At 48.4% G+C, this 20,415-nt stretch carries 18 protein-coding genes and 1 pseudogene; 10 read left to right on the top strand and 9 right to left on the bottom strand.

Annotated features, from left to right (window positions below; genetic code table 11):
- Positions 1-20 precede the first annotated feature (20 nt).
- A complete protein-coding gene (gene yfdV, locus C510_RS0110775) occupies positions 21-971 on the top strand; it encodes a transporter YfdV (RefSeq protein ID WP_018711353.1) in 951 nt (316 codons plus the stop codon).
- Between the two features lie 159 nt (positions 972-1,130).
- On the opposite strand, the gene C510_RS0110770 is transcribed toward yfdV, so the two are convergent.
- Positions 1,131-1,685 (bottom strand): transposase, encoded by a 555-nt coding sequence (locus tag C510_RS0110770; RefSeq protein WP_018711352.1) that lies wholly within the window; start codon positions 1,683-1,685, stop codon positions 1,131-1,133.
- Positions 1,686-1,735: 50 nt separating this feature from the next.
- Positions 1,736-1,951 (bottom strand): hypothetical protein, encoded by a 216-nt coding sequence (locus C510_RS17370; RefSeq protein WP_154651981.1) that lies wholly within the window; start codon positions 1,949-1,951, stop codon positions 1,736-1,738.
- Between the two features lie 342 nt (positions 1,952-2,293).
- Here C510_RS17370 and C510_RS16465 point away from each other — a divergent pair, with 342 nt between their 5' ends.
- The 3 genes and pseudogenes from C510_RS16465 to C510_RS0110750 all read left to right on the top strand — a co-directional run bounded on the left by C510_RS16465 (position 2,294) and on the right by C510_RS0110750 (position 3,263).
- Positions 2,294-2,554 carry a DUF3791 domain-containing protein gene (locus C510_RS16465; RefSeq protein WP_018711350.1) on the top strand — a complete coding sequence of 87 codons (261 nt, stop codon included), beginning with the start codon at positions 2,294-2,296 and terminating at the stop codon, positions 2,552-2,554.
- Between the two features lie 2 nt (positions 2,555-2,556).
- Positions 2,557-3,045, top strand: a pseudogene (locus tag C510_RS17160) (DUF3990 domain-containing protein).
- Between the two features lie 5 nt (positions 3,046-3,050).
- On the top strand, positions 3,051-3,263 hold the full coding sequence (locus C510_RS0110750) for a DUF3791 domain-containing protein (protein WP_018711347.1): 213 nt from the start codon (positions 3,051-3,053) through the stop codon (positions 3,261-3,263).
- A 76-nt stretch (positions 3,264-3,339) separates the two neighbouring features.
- Here the strand turns inward: C510_RS0110750 and C510_RS17155 are convergent, their stop codons facing one another.
- Positions 3,340-3,636: a sensor histidine kinase gene (locus tag C510_RS17155; protein WP_081621841.1), complete on the bottom strand. Its 297-nt coding sequence runs from the start codon at positions 3,634-3,636 to the stop codon at positions 3,340-3,342.
- A 369-nt stretch (positions 3,637-4,005) separates the two neighbouring features.
- Here C510_RS17155 and C510_RS0110740 point away from each other — a divergent pair, with 369 nt between their 5' ends.
- Positions 4,006-5,403: an ATP-binding protein gene (locus C510_RS0110740; protein WP_018711345.1), complete on the top strand. Its 1,398-nt coding sequence runs from the start codon at positions 4,006-4,008 to the stop codon at positions 5,401-5,403.
- Positions 5,404-5,441: 38 nt separating this feature from the next.
- Positions 5,442-6,599, top strand: a complete 1,158-nt coding sequence (locus tag C510_RS0110735; RefSeq protein ID WP_018711344.1) for a M16 family metallopeptidase — start codon at positions 5,442-5,444, stop codon at positions 6,597-6,599.
- 126 nt (positions 6,600-6,725) lie between these two features.
- On the opposite strand, the gene C510_RS0110730 is transcribed toward C510_RS0110735, so the two are convergent.
- Complete coding sequence (locus C510_RS0110730; RefSeq protein ID WP_018711343.1) at positions 6,726-7,430, bottom strand: response regulator transcription factor; 705 nt, start codon at positions 7,428-7,430, stop codon at positions 6,726-6,728.
- Entirely contained in the window at positions 7,427-8,770 is a 1,344-nt protein-coding gene (locus C510_RS0110725; RefSeq protein WP_018711342.1) for a sensor histidine kinase, read from the bottom strand. Before C510_RS0110725 ends, C510_RS0110730 begins: the two co-directional genes overlap by 4 nt.
- Positions 8,771-8,921: 151 nt before the next feature.
- On the opposite strand from C510_RS0110725, the gene C510_RS0110720 reads away from it, so the two are divergent.
- Positions 8,922-11,210 (top strand): outer membrane beta-barrel family protein, encoded by a 2,289-nt coding sequence (locus tag C510_RS0110720; protein ID WP_018711341.1) that lies wholly within the window; start codon positions 8,922-8,924, stop codon positions 11,208-11,210.
- A gap of 266 nt (positions 11,211-11,476) precedes the next feature.
- Here C510_RS0110720 and C510_RS0110710 read toward each other — a convergent pair whose 3' ends face one another.
- Positions 11,477-12,712 (bottom strand): hypothetical protein, encoded by a 1,236-nt coding sequence (locus tag C510_RS0110710; RefSeq protein ID WP_018711339.1) that lies wholly within the window; start codon positions 12,710-12,712, stop codon positions 11,477-11,479.
- 382 nt (positions 12,713-13,094) lie between these two features.
- Here C510_RS0110710 and C510_RS0110705 point away from each other — a divergent pair, with 382 nt between their 5' ends.
- The 3 genes from C510_RS0110705 (at position 13,095) to C510_RS0110695 (ending at position 15,640) form a co-directional block, all read left to right on the top strand.
- Complete coding sequence (locus tag C510_RS0110705; protein WP_018711338.1) at positions 13,095-13,517, top strand: DUF3592 domain-containing protein; 423 nt, start codon at positions 13,095-13,097, stop codon at positions 13,515-13,517.
- Between the two features lie 26 nt (positions 13,518-13,543).
- Positions 13,544-14,359: a M48 family metallopeptidase gene (locus C510_RS0110700; RefSeq protein ID WP_018711337.1), complete on the top strand. Its 816-nt coding sequence runs from the start codon at positions 13,544-13,546 to the stop codon at positions 14,357-14,359.
- Positions 14,360-14,593: 234 nt separating this feature from the next.
- Positions 14,594-15,640: a hypothetical protein gene (locus C510_RS0110695; RefSeq protein WP_018711336.1), complete on the top strand. Its 1,047-nt coding sequence runs from the start codon at positions 14,594-14,596 to the stop codon at positions 15,638-15,640.
- 26 nt (positions 15,641-15,666) lie between these two features.
- Here C510_RS0110695 and C510_RS0110690 read toward each other — a convergent pair whose 3' ends face one another.
- The 3 genes from C510_RS0110690 to C510_RS0110680 all read right to left on the bottom strand — a co-directional run bounded on the left by C510_RS0110690 (position 15,667) and on the right by C510_RS0110680 (position 19,895).
- The gene (locus C510_RS0110690) at positions 15,667-16,650 is read right to left on the bottom strand and encodes a Gfo/Idh/MocA family protein (RefSeq protein WP_018711335.1); all 984 of its coding nucleotides are present in this window, start codon (positions 16,648-16,650) and stop codon (positions 15,667-15,669) included.
- A gap of 102 nt (positions 16,651-16,752) precedes the next feature.
- On the bottom strand, positions 16,753-17,856 hold the full coding sequence (locus C510_RS0110685; RefSeq protein WP_018711334.1) for a PDDEXK nuclease domain-containing protein: 1,104 nt from the start codon (positions 17,854-17,856) through the stop codon (positions 16,753-16,755).
- A 77-nt stretch (positions 17,857-17,933) separates the two neighbouring features.
- Positions 17,934-19,895, bottom strand: a complete 1,962-nt coding sequence (locus C510_RS0110680) for a glycoside hydrolase family 20 protein (protein WP_025892700.1) — start codon at positions 19,893-19,895, stop codon at positions 17,934-17,936.
- Positions 19,896-20,415 lie beyond the last annotated feature (520 nt).

The following is a 20,415-nucleotide window of genomic DNA, read 5'->3' as shown; positions in this document are numbered from 1 at the left end:
TCACCTGAAACTGTAAGCTTATGTGGAATATTATTCTGACTTGTCTGGTACCGATATTTGTGGTCATGGCGTTGGGGTACGCGGCCGGAAAGACCAATGCTTTTACGGGCGAGAACGCACGTATCCTGAACAAGCTGGTGCTGAACTATGCGTTGCCGGCTGCCTTGTTCCTTTCCATCGTGAAGGCCGACCGTGAGATGCTTTTTGCGGACCTGCAGTTGACGCTGGTCAGCACCTTGGTGATTCTGGCTGTCTTTCTCTGGTCCTATTTCGGGTGTTACAAGTTCTTCAGGCACACCAGGAAGGAGGCGGCCGTCTGTGCGCTGATAGCCGGCAGCCCGACCATCGGCTTCCTGGGATTCGCTGTGCTCGACCCGATGTTCGGGGCTACGACTACCACCGGGCTGGTAGTGGCCATTGTAGCCATTGTAGTGAATGCCATTACCATCCCCATCGGTCTCTGGCTGTTGAATCCTGCGGCGGACGGTTCGGCTACAGCCGGACAGAAGCCTTCGAACGCTTTCGTCAGTGCCATCCGGCAACCGGTGGTCTGGGCTCCTGTGCTGGCGGTAATCTTTGTACTGACAGGTATCCGTATCCCTGCCGAACTGGACCCCAGCTTTGAGCTGATAGCCAAGGCAAACTCCGGTGTAGCGGTATTTGCCGCCGGTCTGACCTTGTCGGCTCAGAAATTCGTGTTCGACAAGGAAATCTGGTACAATACCTTCGTCAAGCTGCTGCTGATGCCGGGGGCATTGCTGCTGGTGGGGCTGCTGGTCGGCATCGAAGGCGAGAAGCTCCAGATGCTGGTCATGGCGGGTGCGTTGCCTCCGGCTTTCTCCGGTATCATCATCGGAAGCCGTTACCAGACGTATGTGCGTGTCGGAACCTCGTCGTTGGCTATCAGTACCTTCCTGTTTATGCTCAGCGCGCCGTTCTGGATTTGGATAACCCGATTGGTGGCACCTTGAGTAACGGGACGATTCCTTTGGTGTTTTCGTAGGTAATGTTTTTTTCAAGGCTTCCTGTTGCCGTTCGTAGCGCAGGAAGCCTTTTTTGTGTGTTAGGACGCACGAGCCGTGCGTCCCTACAAAAGCGTACTCAGGATTTATCTCCGGTTCTTGATTGTATTACTTGTCATAGAAACAGTCATTTTCCCAAGAGGATACATTGTTTTCAATATACGTTGCAATACGATTCATGTCATTCATTTCTCTTATGATATGGTCGTGATAACGACTTTGCCAATCAAACTCCAGGTTGTTGCGCCGTGCAAAAAGTGTGACTTCTCTTTTTATTCCACCTACGATTACACTTAGTGCAGTACGTTTGGTAGGGACGCACGGTCTGTGCGTCCTATTGTTCAGCCTGTGGAAACCATCCGAAGGAAGTTGATTCATTTTGTCTGATACTCTGGGTGGGCTATCTTCGTCGATGTGAATGATTGCATGAATGTGATTGGGCATCACGACAAATGACAGCGTTTGGGCATACGGATAATGTGTGCCCAATGCTTTAAGCTGTTGTTCACAACATTGTCCGACAGAAGACAGGTGCATAGTGCCTTCATGTATTTCTCCCAGATAATGCCGTTTTTCCAGGGTGCAGATGGTTATGAAATAACATCCTCCTGAATAGTCATGGAAGTTTGCACGTATTTGTTTTCGCTGATGAAACTCTGCCATAGCTGTTTATTGAATGTTTTCCATGTATTTATGTCGGAAATACCAACTTCTTACCAGCGCTCCGGAGGTGGTGGAGGCGGCGGAGTCTCCGGCTTGTGCTTGTCATGATGTTTTTTGGGTGGAGGCGGTGCCTTCTTCTTGTGGTGATGATCTACTTCGTGCGGTGGGGGAGGCGGTTTAGGTCCCGTACGATGAACTACACAAGAGGAAGCCAGTAACATTCCTCCTAGCAGGGTACATAGCCCTAAGAAATGTTTCGTTCTCATAACTTCGAGGTTTTAACGGTCTTTCCTCAAAGGTAAGAAATAAAGTCTTTCTAAGGAAATGGGGCGTGATAAATGATATTAAGAAACTGAAGAATGACGTGTTTATTCCATTGAATATTGTATGGCTTTTCCAGACCTTTCGCTATCTTTCCATAAGATAGGATTCGGTTCGGGATAGTCAAACCTGAAAAACTTTGTTTTTCGTTTGCCTCTCCACTCACCTTTCGCTATCTTTGTAGAACAGCCTAAGGTTGTTTTGAGTATGAAGGTCAAGTTTACTTGACTTTCAACTTTGGGCTTTTTCTTAGATAATCAAGTTGTGAATTCTTTAACAGTAAATATATGAGTGTTGTCCCTCGTTCGGAAGAAGAATTGAAAACAATATTTGTTTCTTCGTGTATTGAATCGGTTGCCAATCATTTGGGATGTCCGGCAAGTGTCATGTATGCCCGTATGCAGAAGATAGGATTAATAGAAGGATATATATGGAAATATTATGACACATTGCATACACAAAGTAGGGAATATGTCATAGATGATGTGTTGGAGGCTTTGTATAATTGGGAGAAAATGCAGAATGTTGAAAGTCATAAAGAATCGTAGTTATGATTGTCTATCATGGTTCCGTTTATTCCATAGAACGTCCTTTAGCCAATATAGGTCGGAAGAATCTGGATTTTGGGCAGGGCTTCTATGTCACAGATATGAAACTGCAGGCTGAGAGATGGGGGTTACGTTTGGGTAGCCGATTGGGAAAGAATGCTTTGCTTAATGTTTATGAACTTGATTTCGAACAAGTCATATCTAAGTTTAAGGTTCTGTAGTTTAAGGAGTATGATGAAGAATGGTTGGATTTTATTGTAGCCAATCGTAGTGGTCTCAACAAGTGGAAGGAGTATGATTATATTAAAGGCGGGATAGCTGATGACCGGGTCATTGATACGATTGAAGCTTATATGATAGGTAATATCACTTTAGGAATGGCGTTGGGACAATTGGCTTTTCATCGTCCCAACAATCAGATTTGCCTTATCAATCAAAGATTGATTGATGATTGTCTTCGTTTTAAGAGTGTTGAACCGATAAAAGAATAAGTAATATGCTTTCACCGATACTAATGTGGAATAAGATAGGACGTATCGTTACCAGGCTGGCTGAGCGTCTGGATATTACACCGTTAAGGGCTTTGGATGTGTTTTATACTTCCAAGGTCTGTGACAGGATGCACGATGAGGAAGAGGAATTATATACTTTTAGTGATGAATACATTGTAGATGAAATCATCCTTGAGTTACAGAATCAATATTTGTAGTGGGGAATAGAAGATTAAAAAACGAACTCATGTTTTAATCGATTTGTGAGGGCATTTTTGTTGTGGCAAGCTTGTGTCAGCAATTCTCCGTCTGTTCATTCCTTTCCGTCAGCGATAGATAGATGCTGAATTCTGTAAATTCTTCTTCCATGCTGGTGACGTAAATCCGTCCTTCGTGGGCCTTGACCACCTGGTCTACAAAGTTCAGGCCTAGGCCGAATCCGGAAGCTCCGTTCCGGCTGTTGCGCTTGACAGCTGAGGCACGTTCGAATTTCTGGAAAATCAGATGAATGTCCTTTTCGGAGATACCCAGTCCATTGTCACGTACCTTCAGGACCGTATGCTGGTCTTTTTCTTCGGTGTTGATGTCTATCTTTACGCTTTCTTTTCACCAAAGGCAAATACGTGATATTTGCCGCTTTCATTTGCGGCGTACTGGTAAACTGGCTGTTACAGTCAGTTGTGTATGTTTTTAGGCTCTTCTGGAATTTGGAGTGATGTTGTTTCCATTACGTCTTCAGATAGAGGAATATTGAATTTTTATCAATTGAATTCAACCATACTGCATTCCAGGTCATTCCGGGTTTGACCCGGAATTCAGCGAATGTCATCGCTGTATACCCCTCACATCAAGTGTGGAGGGGCAAAAATCACTCGAAATTTCGGATGACCCTAAAATGAATCAACTGTTGGATATATATTTCAGAAAGATTATCTTTGTAAAAGATATATTTCAAGCAACATGGAGTTCACAAATTTTATAGACAGAAAAGATTATCTTGAAAGGATAGAAAATGCCTTACAAAGAGAAAAACCACAGTTCATTGTCATCTATGGACGCAGAAGGATAGGTAAGTCTAAACTTGTCAGAGAAGTCATGAACTGGAAGCGGAAAGACATTTACTTTTTAAGTGACCAGACCAACGAAGCAAATCAGCGCATGCTGTTTGCAAAGACAGCCGCATTGGGAGGCATAGAAGATTTCGATAAGGTGACATATCCTGACTGGGAAACGCTTTTTCGGGTTTTAAACCGTCAGGTTACAGAAAAGAGTACCGTCTGTCTTGATGAATTCCCGTATCTTGTTAAAAGTTGCCCCTCTCTGCCATCCGTCCTACAAAAGTTACTCAATGAAAAATGTCTGAAATTCAATATCATCGTCTGTGGTTCTTCACAACAACTGATGCAGGGCTATATACTTGACAGGAAAGAACCGCTATACGGACTGGCTGATGAAATCATACGCCTTACTCCCATATCCGTACGGTACATTGGGCAAGCGCTTGGCTGTGATGCACGACAGGCAATAGAAGAATATGCAGTATGGGGTGGAATACCCCGGTATTGGGAACTGAGAGCCGACTACAAGGACAACGAAACAGCCATTGAAAAGTTACTGCTGGACAACAAAGGTTTCTTAGCTGACGAACCGATACGTCTGTTGAGGGATGATATGCGTGATACCGTACAGGCATCCACCCTGCTCTCAATTATTGGTAACGGTGCTAACCGTCTCTCGGAGATAGCCGGAAGGGTAGGCAAGGAAGCCACCCAAATAACAGAACCGTTAGGTAAACTGAGAGAACTGGGTTATATACGTCGGGAAGTACCTTTCGGAGAAGACGAGAAGAAAAGCAAGAAAGGGATATACCGTATCAATGATAGTCTGCTGGATTTTAATTACCGATTTGTCGCACCTTATAAATCAATTCTTGAACTGGGACGCACGGAAACTGTATTAAACCTTATCAAGGAACAGTTCTCCAGGTATGTGAGTAACTGTTGGGAACATCTTTGCCGCCAATATGTAAGCGGTAATATCATTGACGGTATTACATACAACATGGCTTCCCGATGGTGGGGAAAAATCTTCACAGAAGAAAACAAGGACGGTGAGATGGTAGAGCTTGATGTAGTAGCTGAATCATTAGACAGGAAGCATATCCTTATAGGAGAATGCAAGTGGACCAACAAGGAAGATGCGCTCAGGCTTATAAATTCTCTTGAAGCAAAAATAAAGTACCTGCCTTTTATCAAAAGAGGACAAAGCGTACATACTATATTGTTTTTAAAGAGCGAACCACAAAATAAAGACGCTGCAAGGATTTTATATCCCGCAGACATCGTACAAGAACAATAAAGGCCGCTATTACTTGATGCTGTTGATTCGAAATCAGTATGCTGGCTGTGGCCAAAGGCGGTACATCGGTTTACGGTGCAGACAAGACTACCGATTTGCTTTTCTTGCCGGTAGTGGCAATGCAGCACGGATTGGGTAAGTTTACTTACACTGATTTGAACAAGGCACTGGCTGGCAAACAGGTTTCTTTGCAGCTTGCATTAGACGACTATCAACGCAGCCTGTCGGGAAATACGACTCCGAAGGACCTGAAGACTTATATGGAAATGCTTTACATGACATTCACGGGCCTGAATGTGACTGCCGATGAGTTTGCTGCCTTGCAGAGCTTGTATGCAGGAGTGCTGAAGAACCAGGAGCTGGATCCGAATTTTGTCTTCCAGAAGAAATTGCAGGAATTCCTTTATGCGTCTCCCGCTAAGCATATCTTCGAAGTTTCCGACATTGAGAAGGCCAACCGCGATACTATCCTCGGTATCATCCGTGAACAACTGGCTAACGCCGCCGATTTTACTTTCGTATTCAGCGGTAACTTTGATGAGGCCGAACTGAAATCACTTGCCGAACAGTACATCGCTTCTTTACCTGCTGTAAAGGGAAAGAAACCGGAAGTCAAGTATAACAGCGCTTTGGAAATCAAGGCCGGTAACGAGTCCAAAGAATTTACCATGAAGATGGAAGTTCCACAGGGTAGTGCGGCCGTTATCGTCAGCGGAAAAATGCCGTATTCTTTCAAGAACAGACTGCTTGCTTCCATGTCGGGACAGATTATCTCTACCCGTCTTATCAGCGAAGTACGCGAAAAGGAGGGAGCCGTCTACAGCATTCAGCTGTTAGGGTCTCAGGATAGAATGGCAGAAGTTTCGATGGTTTATCAGACTGCTTTCCCGATGAAGCCGGAGAAGAAGGACCGTGCCTTGGAAATCATCCGTAACGAATTCGAGAAACTGGCCAAGGAAACACCGGTAGAAGAACTGAATAAGGTGAAAGAGTTCATGGTGAAACAGTATGCCGAGAATGAACGCACCAACAGTTACTGGTGCTCGATGATGAGTGGTAATGAACTGAAACCATCAGAAGTATGTGTGCAGGCTGAGCAGACCATCCAGGCCATCACACCGGAAGAAATCTCAAAATTCGTCAGTGAGGTGATGCAGCAGAACAATTACCGCGTGCTGGTATTGATGCCGGAATAAGATTTAAATGGCTTTTAAAGCAGTTTTAAAAACATAGGAAAGAGGCTGTCTCAAAATGATTTGGGATGGCCTCTTATGTATAATCTTGTGTAAAACAAAAAATAAGCGCTTGATAATTCTTATGACTTATTTGTCTGTTAAACAAATACCTACACCCTTCAGCGACTTGAGCGAGACGGCGGGGTCTTGGGAAAGGTACTTGCGGAGTTTGGTGATGAAGACGTCCAGGCTGCGCGAGGAGTAGAAGTCGGCCGTTTCCCATACGGCGGTCAGGAGGTCGTCGCGCCGGACTACTTGTCCTTTCCGGCGGCAAAGTATTTCGAGTATTTTCGCTTCTTTGGGTGTCAGTGCCTGGCGCTCCGTGCCATGGCAGAGCTGGTGCTGCGAGGGCAGGAAGCGATAATTGCCGATGGCATATTCTTCTTCCGCAGGAACATCCATGGTTTGTGGGGCGGGTGCATTCTGTTTCATTTTCAGCACGGCCTGGATGTGGGCATTCAACTCTTCGGGTAAGAAAGGCTTTTTGATGTAGAAGTCCGCGCCCGACTGGTAGCCGTTGATGACGTCGCGTGCCGTCGTCAGTCCCGTGATGAAGATGATGGCCAGCCGGGGATGGCGCTGACGGATGTGTTGCACCATGGTCATGCCGTCCATGACCGGCATCTCTACGTCGGACACAATCACGTCGAACGTCTTTTGCTCCAGCAGTTCCAGCCCTTCCCGGCCGTTGGGGGCGGTGGTCACTTCGTAACCTCCTATCATCTGCTCCAGGCTGCTCTTCAGGATGAAGCATAGGTTCTTATCGTCTTCTACCAGCAATACTCGTATCATAGTTTCTTGTTTTGAACAGGCAGTATCAGTGTGAATTCACTGAACTTGCCTTCTATACTGTTTACCGAAACGCTTCCGCCCATGGCCGTGATGACTTTGTGGACAAAGTTCAGACCTAGGCCGAAACCGGACACTTTCTTCTCTTTCTTGTATTCCAGTCCGCCGCGGTCGAACTTTTCAAAGATGTGTTTCTGCTGTTTCAGCGGGATGCCCCAGCCGTTGTCCCACACCTTGATGAGGACGGTGTGGCTCTGTTCTTCAGCAGAGAGGCGGATGGTGACACGTTCGTCGGAATACTTCAGCGAATTGTCTATCAGGTTGCCGAGGGCTTCCTTCAGGTATTCGGCATCGGCTGTTACCATAAGGGAGCTGGGGCAATGGGTTTCAAGGGTTACTTCCTTGTCGGTCTGGACCCGGTACTTTTGCGTCAGCTCGTCAAACAGGGCGGGGAGGCTGACTGATTCCTGCGCTAGCTTCAGGCGCGACTGTTCCAGCTTGGCGATGGTCAGAATCTTCTCGGACAGGCCGAGCAGGTGGGCACTCTCTTCGTGCAGGATGGCGAAATACTGTTTCTTCAGTTCGGGGTTCTGGTCCAGCAAGCCGCTTTCCAGTGTATGCCCGGTCATGGAGATGGTGGTGATGGGCGTTTTCATGTCGTGGATCATGGCGTAGGTGAAGTCCTGCCGCAGGCGGGCTATCCGGTTCTGGCGGATGATGATGCGCACCTGATAGACGATGCATCCGGCCACGAAGACCAGCAGCAGGGCGGTGGCCACGAGCAGAACGCCCATCTGCCGGAAGGCAATCCAATAAGGGTTCAGGATGGTGGCCCGCACAGCTTGTGTATGTTCCCTGTTCAGATAGACAGGATTGGTTCGGAGTGTCTTGAATGGATGGTGCCAGGCAGAGGCATCCTCTTCCTGAAGAGGAACGCCAAGGGAGTCTATCAGCTGGCATTTCACCTGGGCCTGATACCCTTCTTGAGCCAGACGGGCTGTAAAGATGGAGTCGGCCAGCGGCAGGGAGATGGACGAGTGATAGACCGAATCGGCGTAATCGTTGGCAAGCACCGCCAGATACTCGAACAGCGTCTGGTCGATTTCCCGTTGATAGTCGAAATTCGTAGAGAAGCTGAGGGTGATATCCTCGCCTTGGGCGTCGCTTAGCCGGTCGAGACGTGTTTTGGCCTCGTCCACAACGGCTTGCGGAAACAGACGGTTGCCGACTTGCAGCAGCTCTGCCTCAATAAGCCGGTAGGTGTGGACCAGCCACGAGCCTTGGATGGCCACGATGACAATCAGACTCAGAAAGGTAACTATCTTGATGTATTTGGCGGGCATAAGTCTCTTGATTTGTTGGCAAAGATATAACAATCTCTTAACAATCGGGCATTTCCTAACAATAATATAAGGAAAGCATAACGAGGCCATAACCAGCCTTCTGCCGCAAAGACCGTTACTTTGCGGCATGAAAACAAAAAATGAATGCTTTATGAAACAGATTGTAATTCTGACTGTAAGTTTGCTCTTGGCAGTCACCCGCTTGGCTGCGCAGGAGGTAAAAGGACGTGTGATGGATAAAGACCAACAGCCGATTGAGGGCGCGACGGTAGTCATGCAGACGCCGGACTCTGTGTTTGTCGATGGGGTGGTTACTGACTCGTTGGGTCGCTTCGTCTTTCATCGGGATTTGAAGCAGTATCGCTTGATTTTCCAGCATCTGCTCTATAAGAGTGTGGTGAAGGAATATGACGCGGTGGGCGATGTCGGTGTGGTGGTTATGGACGGGCAGGATTACGCCTTGGGCGAAGTGGTTATCAGTGCCGAACGCCCTTTGGTGAAAGCAGAGAACGGTGTCTTGACCTACGACGTGGAAGCCCTGTCCGAAAAGACAACGGTAAGTAATGCTTACGAAGCTCTGACCCGTCTGCCGGGCGTACTGGAGCAGGGCGGAAGTCTTAGTCTGATAGGAGCAGGCGATGCGACGGTGATATTGAACGGACGGCCTTCGTCCATGTCGGTAGAGCAATTGGCAAGCCTGCTGAAGAGTATGCCTGTCGGCAATGTGGAGAAGGCGGAAGTGATGTACAGCGCACCAGCCAAATATCGTGTGCGAGGGGCAGTCATCAACTTGGTGCTGAAAGACAGAAAGTCTGAAGAAGCCTTTGTGCGTGGGGAGGTCGGAGCAGGTTTTACGCAGGGTGAATATACGCAGGGTAACGGCCGCCTGAACCTTTCTTTCGTGGGGCGGAAGGTGTCGGCAGATGTGCTTTATTCGGCAGATTATGTCAAACGGCAGACAGGGTACGATTTCATCTCCCACCATACGCTGGGCGGCATGGTGCATGACGTAGTGCAGTACAACACCGGCTTGAGGAGAAAGATGACCCACAACGTCCGCGCTTCCTTGGATTATCAGATTACAGAGGATGACAACCTGAACCTGGCCTATACGGCGGCTGTCACTCCCAATATCAAGACGGTTGAAAACTCGACGGGCACTTTGTCGGAGTCGTCCAATGTCCGGAAGGGAGACGAGCAGATGCATAACTTCAACCTCGACTATACGGCACGTTGGGGGATGAATGTCGGGCTGGATTATACCTATTATTCTTATCCGAGCGTGCAGGAGTTCGGTAATCGGGCGGGTAATGTCGAGCAGGAGTTTTTGGCTGACAGCCGCCAGCGCATCAACCGCTGGAATGTCTATGCGGGGCAGACGCACACCCTGCCTCAGGATTGGAGCCTGAACTACGGTATCAACTTCTCCTTTGCCCAAGAGAAAAGCGCCCAGCTCTATCACTCGCAGGAAGGAGAGGACATGTCATCACTGAACTCGGACACGGAACTGGACGAACGGACTTATAACTTCTATGGGGGATTGGAGAAAGCTTTTGGCGAACGTCTGTCGCTCTCCTTGTCCGTGGCCGGGGAATATTACCGCCTGGCCGGCTATGACCAGTGGGCCGTCTATCCCTCCATGCAGCTGAACTACATTCCGTCAAGTTCCCACATCTTCCAGCTTTCCTTGTCTTCGGACAAGGCCTATCCCGACTATTGGAGCATGCAGGACGCCACGAGTTACCTCAACGGCTATGCCAAGGTCGTGGGAAATCCCGGCCTGCGCCCCTCGACAGACTATACCGCCGACCTGACCTACATTCTGAAAAGCAAATACATCTTCAGCCTGCACTATACCCATGTAAAGGACTTGTTCGCCCAGTTGGCCTACCAAAGCCCCAACGAACTGACGATGATTTATCAGACGGTGAATTACGATTACGAACAGAACTTTGGCCTTTCGGTGATTGTTCCCTTCACGGTCGGCAACATTTGGAACTCCCGCCTCACGCTGGACGGTTCTTATTTCAGGGACGTCTGTAAGGACTATCATGCCATCGGCTTCGACAACTGCGTTTGGAGGGGAATCGCAATGCTGAACAATACCATCCGACTGTCCTCAAAGCCTACCATCAGCCTGGAGTTGAACGGCCTGTATGTCAGTCCTTCTGTTCAGGGAAATTATGACTTGTCTTCCATTTGGAAAGTCGATGCCGGACTGAAATGGACTTCAGCCAATCAGAAAGCCGAACTCCGCCTGACAGGTAACGACCTGTTCAACAGCGCGACGCCCGATGCCCGTGTGAACGACAGGGGACAGCGGTTCGAGATAAACCAGCACGCCGACAGCCGTTCCTTCTCCCTGTCGTTTACCTATAAATTCGGTGGATACGAGACTGAGGAGCATAAGAAGGTGGATACTTCACGATTCGGATACTAAGAATTTTACAATCTGTCTGATTCCCTTTTGTTGGATATACTTTTTCTAAAGTTCATTGTTTAAAGAATAAATTCATTTGATTCCTCATGTTATATATTCCGGTCTTCGTTTTGAGGCGAAAGAGGGGGAGAAGTGGATTTCGGCGAGAGGAAGCGCAGGCTGTTGGAGCGGAGCGAGTTCCTGCGCTTTCGCGGAAATCGGATCATAGCCGCCTTAAAACGGAAGCCGGTGGCTTTTCATTTCGACATTAAAAAGCAAAACTACCACTAGAAGTAATACATTACCAGTCCCAGTATGCGGTGGTTAGTGACCGAATGGGTGTTGATGATTCTGCCGTTGGCCGGATTCGTATCACCGTACCAGGCCGTAGTCGGTACATATTCTACTCCAATCTGCCAGTGGGGAAGGTTGTATGAGAAAGCCAGATTGAATGAACAGAGCTGGTCGATGTCAAGTCCCATTCCATATTTGTCTTCCGATACCAGTGCTTTACTGCATCCCAGGTTCTTGGTGTATCCGGCGTACAAGTGCCCTTTCCAGCGGGTACCTACCGTCAAGTTTACCCAAGAAGTGGAATGGCGCATCGGGGTATATTCCTGTTCGCCGGTTACCGGGTCGATGCGTGAAATGCCATAGCCTCCCAGCAAGGCGGTATGGTCCAGGCAGGAAGCCAGCAAAGTCTTGGCGGCAAAACGCCAGGAAGGTGCCTGGTACTGCAGGTGCGCTTCGCAGGAGAAGGTCGTCATCCGTTCATTCACCTTGAAACGTTGTTCGTTGCCGGACGCGTCTGTGACGGTGGACGAGGTGCGTGGCTTGAGCGAAATCAGGTGGACACCCGCTCCGGCCAGCCACCGTTCCTGCCGGTAATCGGCTCCAAGGAAGAGTTCCGGCACACAACTGTTTTTCAGGTAATTCTCGCTTGCCCCTTCCGGTCCGGAAGACATGTATTGAAGCTGCCACAGAGCGGAGGCAGTGAGGCTGAACCGTCCGGTACGCCAGGTAAAGGCGATTTGCGGCTCACGGTTGAACGGCTGGAAGGGCGCTCCGGTAGAGAGGTTCAGTACATCGGGAACGACACTGCCGAACAGCGGATGCCACGTCTGCCCGATCAGTAACCGGGTACGTTCCCAGTCCAAGGCTACGTAAGCCTGCCGGATGCGGAGCATGGTGGTACTGGCCGAGAAGCCGCCGAAATCCACTTCCACCTTGGCGCTCGTTTTTGCTTTTCCTATTTTCGGTCCCTGCATGTCGATGCCCAGGCGGGTCGTGAAGGTGTAGAAACTCCCGTTGGGTGTGGCGTTGATGTCCTCTCCCCGGCTGTCGTAGTCGTGGTCCAGCGGATAGAGGTAGAAGTTCCCGTCTACGGGAGCCTGGTTGGCACGGGTATTGTAGAACAGATCGCCACGGACAAAACCGTAGAACTGGTAAGAGAAATGTTTCTTTTGGGCGATGCCCGGGCAGGCACAGGCCAGTGCCGCCCATAGGATCAGTGTCTTTTTCATGGTGTTTCGATTCAGGTTATAGTTGTATTCCGTGTTATTTCTTTTTGGGGGGATTATTCAGAAAATCTTCTGATACGATTGCTGATACGGAACTTCCTTTTTAATGTGACAAGGCGGAATGCCGTATCATTTCTTTGCTGTATGTCTATTCTTTATGTGTTATTTGTTAGTAAATATCGGTTAAACAGGTCAATTTGCGAATGTATAAAAGTTTTTTAATTAATCGAAGAAACCGGCAGAAAATGTTCTCTTCCGATGTAAAAATGACGGAAATGAGGTCTGTTGCGCTGTTTCGTTTCTGCATAAAAATCAAATTTTCTTATGTGTAAAAATTTTATGATTCGGAATATAATGCTATCTTTGTGTCAAACTAGACAACCTTATGAAGACAATACATTCTCAACTGATAGCGATACTTCTGCTTGTTGTCGGGGTATGCTTGTTCTTGGGAGGGGTGGCAGGACTCGGTTCGCTCTATATGGCTTCCAAAGACTGTGAAAGCACGACCGGTGTGGTCAAGAAGTACGACCGAAAGCGGGTTTACCGTCATCGGAAAATCAGGTATGAAAGCACGATGCTGGTCAGTTATTCCACACCGAAATACGGTGAAATGCATGTGTACAAGAAAAGCCATTGTCCGTTCAGGGAGGTGGGCGATGAATTGACCGTATGGTATGACCGGAATCGTCCCGAAGCAATCCGCCTTCCGGTTTCAGAATCTATCCTTTTTGGTACCTTGGTTGTTTTCGGGGTATTATGTACATACGGTGGAATCTGTTACCGGAAAGCGACGAAGAACGAATGAACAACTATACTTAAATACTCTATTTTATGAAGAACAGTAATTTTATCAAAGTAATCTTGTTGTTAGTGTGTGCAGTCGTGACAGTTCCGTCCATGGCACAGTTTAATCTGAAGAAAGCGATCAGTGGCGCTACCAAAGTCGTGAGCGCGGCTACCTTGACCGATGAACAGATGACCGAATATGTAGCGGAGTACATCGACTGGATGGACAAGCATAATCAGGTATGTGCCGATGACAATGAATACACCATCCGTTTGAAGAAACTTACCGAAGGGTTGACCGATGCCGACGGTATTCCATTGAATTTTAAGGTGTACTATGTGATTGATGTGAATGCTTTCGCCTGTGCCGACGGAAGTGTACGTGTCTTTTCATCGCTGATGGACATCATGACCGACGAGGAACTGCTCGGGGTTATCGGTCATGAAATCGGTCATGTGGCCCATCGGGATTCCAAGAAAGGATTCCGTACAGCCCTGTTGACTTCGGCTCTGAAGGACGGTATTTCTTCGCAGGGTGGAAAGGCTGCTGCCTTGACGGACTCTCAAATCGGCGATTTGACCGAAGCGCTGGTCAATGCCCGCTATTCCCAGAAACAGGAATGCGATGCCGACGATTACGGCTATGAATTCTTGAAGAAGGCCGGCAAGAATCCCTGGTCGATGGCTCTGTCTTTCCAGAAACTGAAGAAACTGCAGGAAGAAAGCGGTGCACAGGGAACCAGCAAGCTGAACCAGTTGTTCTCTACCCATCCTGATTTGGACTTGAGAATCAAACGGATGGAAGAACGGGCTACGGAAGAAGGAATTGAAAAACCGGCATCGGCAACTACAGCCGAGTAATCATCGGCCGGGATAATAGCTTGAAATAAAGCGGTTTCTCCCGCAGAGATAACCGTATAACGACAATCCGGGCAGACGAGTGTCATCAGACTTGTCTGTCCGGATTGTCGTTTGTGGTTCTAATGGAATTCTAATGTCATTCTAATTTCTTTCTAAACGCTTCTTGCGCACGGTGTGTATACTTTTGCGGCGTGAAAGAGAAATACGCATAAGCGAAAGGAAAGGAGGGGAGAAATGAAGAAGAAATTGAGCATCCGGTTTTATTGCCTGGTTATATGCCTGATGTATGGGAGAAAAGTGACGGGTAGCGAACTCGACTTGACCTATACGACGGAGGTACAGACGAATTTCAGGAAGGAAGGGAAGTGGGTGAATCTGTTGCGTCTTGATTATTCGTGTCCTTTGGGCAGGAACTTCCGTTTCAGCTTTTCCTCCATCAGCATAGCAGAAACCCGTCAGGATGCTTTGGTGGATGACATGCAGGGGTTCTCGAATATCGAAGAAAGGAACCTGCCGTTTGCCCCGGCGGTACTGGGACTGGAATACAGGACAAGCCGTTCATCGTTGTTCTTGGGAGTAAGGAATGTCAATGAAGATTACTTTACCTCGCCTTGCTCATCGTTCTTTACCAACAGTTCTTGTGGCATTTATCCCACACTTTCTGCCAATTATCCGTTGGCCAACTATCCGAAGTCCGCACTGGGATTGGATTATAAGCTGAATTATAAAGATTGGACCATGGAGGTGTCCGTTTATAACGGAACCGGCCATCAGGCTTTGGCAGGTAAGAGCAATGTATTTCGTTTTTCTCCGGATGCTGACGGTGTTCTGGGACTTTCATCTGTAAATTATCGGAAAAATGATAGCGAATATTCTATGGGTGCTGGCATACATCGTGGCATGTGTGTCGGTGATGAAACGGGAGTTGAAGAAGCGGGCACGTCGCCGCAGCAGAAAAGAATGACTTGTGTGCTTTGGGCTTGTGTGGAGCAACGGGTATGTAAACGTGGGTATGCGTTGTTGCAGTGCTCGGTCAGGCCGTCTGTGGAGGGAGGATGCAGAAGTTATGCGGGAGCCGGCGGAGTGGTAAAATGTGACAAGGTGTCTTTCGGCTTTTTCCTTGATTACGCCGATTACACGACCGCGCATGAATGGGCCGGAGAAGTAACCTGCAGATGGGCATGTACTTCCCGTGTGACTGTGCAGCCGGCCATCCATCTCATCCGCAACAGTAACGGTAATTATGCAGCCGGGCTGTTGCGGATGTACTATGTATGGTGAGCCGTAGCGGTCATGCCGGTACGGACTTATTCGTCCATCGGGAAGCGGATACCCCATTCCTGACGGAGGCTGTCCAGCATCCGCATTACCCGTAGTGTCTCGGCGTGAGGCATAGAGGCTGGTTCAATGGCTCCCTGGCGGATGGCTTCGGCAGCTTCCAGCACCTGATATTCGAATCCGGTAATCTGAGGCGGACAGGTATAGCGGCCTGTCTCCTGATGGTCGGTGTTATAGACTACGGCCTGTTGCGGATTGTTGATGTTGTCGATGACAAGGTAGCCTTTGTCGCCGGAGATGATTCCCTGGCGGTCGGAAGCACAGAAGGCGGTAGTCTGCATGACGGCCATACGTCCGTCCCGATAGGTGAAGGTGATGCTGTTCTGCATGTCTACTCCTGCCTCGTTTTTCATACACGTAGAGGTAATTTTTTCGAGGTCGTTTCCGAATGTCATGAGGGCGAAGTTGATGGGGTATACACCCAAATCATACAAGGCTCCGCCGCACAGTTCCAGACGCACAATCCGTTCTTTGTGGGCGATGGGATAACCCAGGCTGGCCGTCAGCATCATAGGTTTTCCGATGATGCCGCTTTCTGTCAGTTCGCGGATGGTCCGGGAGAAAGGCATGTAGCGTGTCCAGATAGCTTCGGCCAGGAATACTTGTTTTTCCTGCGCTATTCGTATCAGTTCTTCGGCTTCACGGGCATTGGCGGTGAATGCTTTCTCGCACAATACCGGTTTCCCTTTGAACAGGCACATCCGGGCCGGTCCGAAGTGGTGTGAATGGGGAGTCGCGATATAAATCAGGTCGATGTCCGGGTCATCGGCCAGGGCCTCATAGTTTCCGTAGGCTTTTTGTGCGTGGAATTCATCGGCGAACTGTTCCGATCTGGATAGTTCTCTGGCGGCTACCGCGTACAGTTCCGCTTCTTTCATGCCCATCAGGGTGGTAGCCATCTTCTGAGCGATGTGTCCGGCTCCGAGGATGCCTACTTTCAGTTTCTGTTGCATATTGATTGTATTTTATGATAAATGGATTCTGTTGACTATGGTTACAGATTTTTGGGTGATAAGTTCTTCACGATTTATACAAAGGTAATGATTTATTGGGGACTATAATAACTTTTTCAATTCATCAATATCCGGTAATGCCTTGCGAAGTCGTTCCGGCATTTCTTCAGAAGCCCGATAAGTAGCGACTCCCATTGGCTTATTGTAATCGCGTACTGCAAACTCGACGAAGGTTTGATTCATTTCTCGACAGAGGATGATTCCGATAGAGGGATTTTCGTGTGGTTTCCTTACGTATGAATCCAATGCAGAAAGGTATGTGTTCAGTTGTCCTAAATAAGAGCTGCGGAATTTCCCGGACTTTAATTCAACAGCTACTAAAGAATTAAGTTCCCGGTTGAAGAACAATAAATCAATAAACATTTCCTCTCCAGCTACTTCAATACGGTATTGATTACCTATAAAACTGAAATCCTGTCCAAAGGTCATAATGAACTTCTTTACGTTGGCAACAATAGCTTTTTCTATGACACGTTCATTTATGTCTTCTTCCTGTTCATCCAGTTCTTCTATATTGATAAAATCTAATAAGTACTCATCTTTGAAAGAACGAATAGCTTTGATTGCCTGTTTCGTATCGGGTAGTGCTTGGGTGAAATTATTAGGCAATGTTCCTTGATGGTGATATAGGTCAGCTTTCAGATAATCCCTTAAAGTATACTTGCTCCAATACCGGATGGCACATTCATGAATATAGAACAATCTCTCATTCAAATCTTTAGCTTTGGCTATAATTTCCGTATGATGGCTGAAACCAATTGACAGGAAATCTGCCCAGTCAAATTCATCCGCCACTGGCTGATGAGTGGTCATCAACAATAACTTTTCATTCAGTATCAAATCATCCGCCGCTGGCTGATGATTTAAAACCTTGTTCCATTCTTCATAAAATATGCGCATATTTCTTATGCTGGTCGCTGAAAATCCTTTCAACCCCGGAAGTTCCTTTTGCAGCATCGAAGAAATCTGCTCTATGGCACTTTTACCCCAAAAGCCTTTACGGGAGTTTTCCGAAACATACCTCCCAATACCATAATACAAGGAGAGCTGTTCTTTATTTATTGATGCGGCGGCACGGTACTGGCTACGTAAAATGGCTTCCTTGATGGTTTTTACTGCTTCTATATAGTTTTGACTTATATCCATTGTTTTTTCTATTTGGATAAAAAATAAAAACATGAATCAGCCCACCTCTCGGTGAAGAGGCAGGCTGAGGTGTCTTGTCATTTCAGAATGATTTCCTTGATGATCGGCCAGCAGGTATGGTTGCCCGTCACCTGAATCTTGACCGCTTTCACCGGCTTGCTGCCGATGTCGGCTTTGGCTTGTCCCAGTTCGTCGAAGGTGCCGACTTTCTGGAACTCGTTGCCGTCTGCACTGATCAGCAGGTCAGCCTTGGTGATGTAATCCTTCGAGTCACCTGTAATGACTTCGATGGAGTTCACATCGGTCGGTTCCGTCAGAATCACCGTGAAGTAATGCGTCGGATTGATGGTGCTGCCTCCCCAGAAGAAGGAGTTGGTCTTTCCGTCGAAGGCATATTCCGGATGATAAGGCGGGTTCAGCGGGATGTTGGTATCGATGCTGGCCGGACGTATCAGCATCGGTTTCTCCTGTGTCGGAGCAAATTCCTTTTCGTTCAGAGCGTCGTCCTCGTAGAAATTGATACCGATTTGTTTCATCACCGGATAGAAGGCCGTGATGCGGCGATAGAAGTCGTCCCAGTTGCGGGAAGAAGGTTCGCACCAGAACACTTCAGACAAGGCGGCCAGACGCGGGTACAGCATCCATTCCACACGGTCCTGCGTAGCCACACGTTCCGTCCATAACGCTCCCTGTCCGCCTTTCACGAGTGAAGCCTGTTCCGGACTCACCTGGTCGGTTATCGGATCCCATTCATAGACCTTGCGGGTAGAGTTTCCAGCATACCCCCAGTCGAGGTAGCATCCGTGCTGCGGACACATCACCACCGGAATGCCCCGTTCCAGAGCAGCCTTCTGCGCTTTCAGACCGTCGTCACGCCATACGGTCAGCATGTCTTCGGGAGTAGCGGCATGGCGGTCGTTGATTTCGTCCCATCCCACCATGGTCTTGCCTTTCGAGCGGATGTATTCACTCATCTTGCGGGTGAAATAGTCCTGTATCTCGCCCGGTTCCTTCATGCCTTCTTTCTTGTAGAGAGCCTGACACTTCGGACATTTTTCCCAGATGTTGGTCGGAACCTCGTCGCCTCCCAGGTGGATGTATGGCGAGGGGAATATCTGGATGAGAGCATCCACCACTTCCTGTGCGAAACGGATGGACTCCGGATTTCCGATACAGATCATGTTCTCGTTACCGCGTTTCCGCTGGCTGAACGGAAGTTCTTCCGGATAGGCTTCGAAGGAACCTCCCTTGCAGGAGAGTTGCGGCATGGCTGCCAGCAAGGCGGTGCTGTGTCCCGGCAGGTCGACTTCCGGAATGATTTCAATACCGAGCGACCGGGCATATCTTACCAGTTCCTTCAGGTCGTCCGTGGTGTAGTACTTGCCTGACATGTCCGGAAAGTCCGGATAGAAGGTACCTTTCTCGGTCAGTTCCGGATACTTGTCCATGGCCAGACGCCAGGCATTGTTGTCCGTCAGGTGCATCTGCAGGGTGTTCAGCTTGAAGAAGGACATCTGTGAAAGGGTTTCCTTCAGTTCGTCCACCGTCCAGAAATGACGGCTACAGTCCAGCATCAGTCCGCGGTAGCCGAAACGTGGCTTGTCCTGGATGTTCAGTACGGGCAGTTTGTTGTCTTTGGCGGTCAGGATAAGCTGATGGAGGGTTGCCAGCGCATGGCTGATTCCCTGTGCGTCCTTGGCCTGCAGGGTGATGCGTCCGCTCTCAATGTTGAGGGTGTAGGCTTCATCGGTCAGCTGGTCGTTCTTGACCAGCGAGAGGGGCGCGTCGATGTCGCTGACGGTGAGTGAAATGCCGGCCGATTTCTGCAGGAGTCCGGCAAATGTCTGGGCGTTTTCAGTCCATTCGGCCGGAGCCTGCATGGTGCGTAAATCCGCCAAAGAGAAGGAACCGTTCTTGATGGTGACAGACTGGGCTTGCGGAATCAGGTCCACCTGCTCTACCAGTTTCCCTTCGCATCCGGTCAGGAACAAGGAAACGGCGGCTGCCAACAAGGGGAGCATAGTCGATTTTTTCATCATAGTGAATAGGGTTTATAGGTTATATGTATCAAGGATTTCATGCTTGAAGTCAGACAAATTTAACAATAAATCGGGAATAATCCTTCTTATGGGCCTGGAAAAATAGGCATAGGGGCCGTTTCTTCATGCGATGCGGATAGATGCTTCATGTTTTGCGGCATAAAACATGAAATTGTGCCGTGAAAAACTTGGAGATCCCTGGGTGGGGAAGTTATCTTTGTGTAGATAGAATCTATAGATTCCGTCGGGGTTTATGTAAACGACGTCGGGATTTACATAAACGTCGACGAGGTTTATAAAAACGCCGTCGGGGTTTATAGAATCTGTCGGGGAAGGAGGGATTTTCTTTGCAAGGATATTTACTTTTTCTTTTTGACGCCAAAAAGAAAAAGGTAACAAAAAGAAAAACCGCCGGCTTCCGTTTTGAGGCGGCTACAAACCGTTTTCCGGCGGAAGCGCAGGAACTCGCTTCGCTCAGACAGCCTGCGCTTCTTTTCGCCTGAATCCGGTTTTCCGCTAT

This window comes from Phocaeicola barnesiae DSM 18169 = JCM 13652, assembly GCF_000374585.1.
Lineage (GTDB): Bacteria > Bacteroidota > Bacteroidia > Bacteroidales > Bacteroidaceae > Phocaeicola > Phocaeicola barnesiae.
This window is presented reverse-complemented; position numbering and strand designations above follow the sequence as displayed.

Coding starts and splice junctions, on each gene's coding strand:
- C510_RS0110740 (WP_018711345.1), top strand. CDS start 4,006: ATGGAGTTCACAAATTTTATAGACAGAAAAGATTATCTTGAAAGGATA.
- C510_RS0110770 (WP_018711352.1), bottom strand. CDS start 1,685: ATGGCAGAGTTTCATCAGCGAAAACAAATACGTGCAAACTTCCATGAC.
- C510_RS0110685 (WP_018711334.1), bottom strand. CDS start 17,856: ATGGATATAAGTCAAAACTATATAGAAGCAGTAAAAACCATCAAGGAA.
- C510_RS0110700 (WP_018711337.1), top strand. CDS start 13,544: ATGAAGAACAGTAATTTTATCAAAGTAATCTTGTTGTTAGTGTGTGCA.
- C510_RS0110720 (WP_018711341.1), top strand. CDS start 8,922: ATGAAACAGATTGTAATTCTGACTGTAAGTTTGCTCTTGGCAGTCACC.
- yfdV (WP_018711353.1), top strand. CDS start 21: ATGTGGAATATTATTCTGACTTGTCTGGTACCGATATTTGTGGTCATG.
- C510_RS0110750 (WP_018711347.1), top strand. CDS start 3,051: ATGCTTTCACCGATACTAATGTGGAATAAGATAGGACGTATCGTTACC.
- C510_RS0110735 (WP_018711344.1), top strand. CDS start 5,442: ATGCTGGCTGTGGCCAAAGGCGGTACATCGGTTTACGGTGCAGACAAG.
- C510_RS0110705 (WP_018711338.1), top strand. CDS start 13,095: ATGAAGACAATACATTCTCAACTGATAGCGATACTTCTGCTTGTTGTC.
- C510_RS0110690 (WP_018711335.1), bottom strand. CDS start 16,650: ATGCAACAGAAACTGAAAGTAGGCATCCTCGGAGCCGGACACATCGCT.
- C510_RS0110695 (WP_018711336.1), top strand. CDS start 14,594: ATGAAGAAGAAATTGAGCATCCGGTTTTATTGCCTGGTTATATGCCTG.
- C510_RS0110680 (WP_025892700.1), bottom strand. CDS start 19,895: ATGATGAAAAAATCGACTATGCTCCCCTTGTTGGCAGCCGCCGTTTCC.
- C510_RS0110710 (WP_018711339.1), bottom strand. CDS start 12,712: ATGAAAAAGACACTGATCCTATGGGCGGCACTGGCCTGTGCCTGCCCG.
- C510_RS16465 (WP_018711350.1), top strand. CDS start 2,294: ATGAGTGTTGTCCCTCGTTCGGAAGAAGAATTGAAAACAATATTTGTT.
- C510_RS0110730 (WP_018711343.1), bottom strand. CDS start 7,430: ATGATACGAGTATTGCTGGTAGAAGACGATAAGAACCTATGCTTCATC.
- C510_RS0110725 (WP_018711342.1), bottom strand. CDS start 8,770: ATGCCCGCCAAATACATCAAGATAGTTACCTTTCTGAGTCTGATTGTC.
- C510_RS17370 (WP_154651981.1), bottom strand. CDS start 1,951: ATGAGAACGAAACATTTCTTAGGGCTATGTACCCTGCTAGGAGGAATG.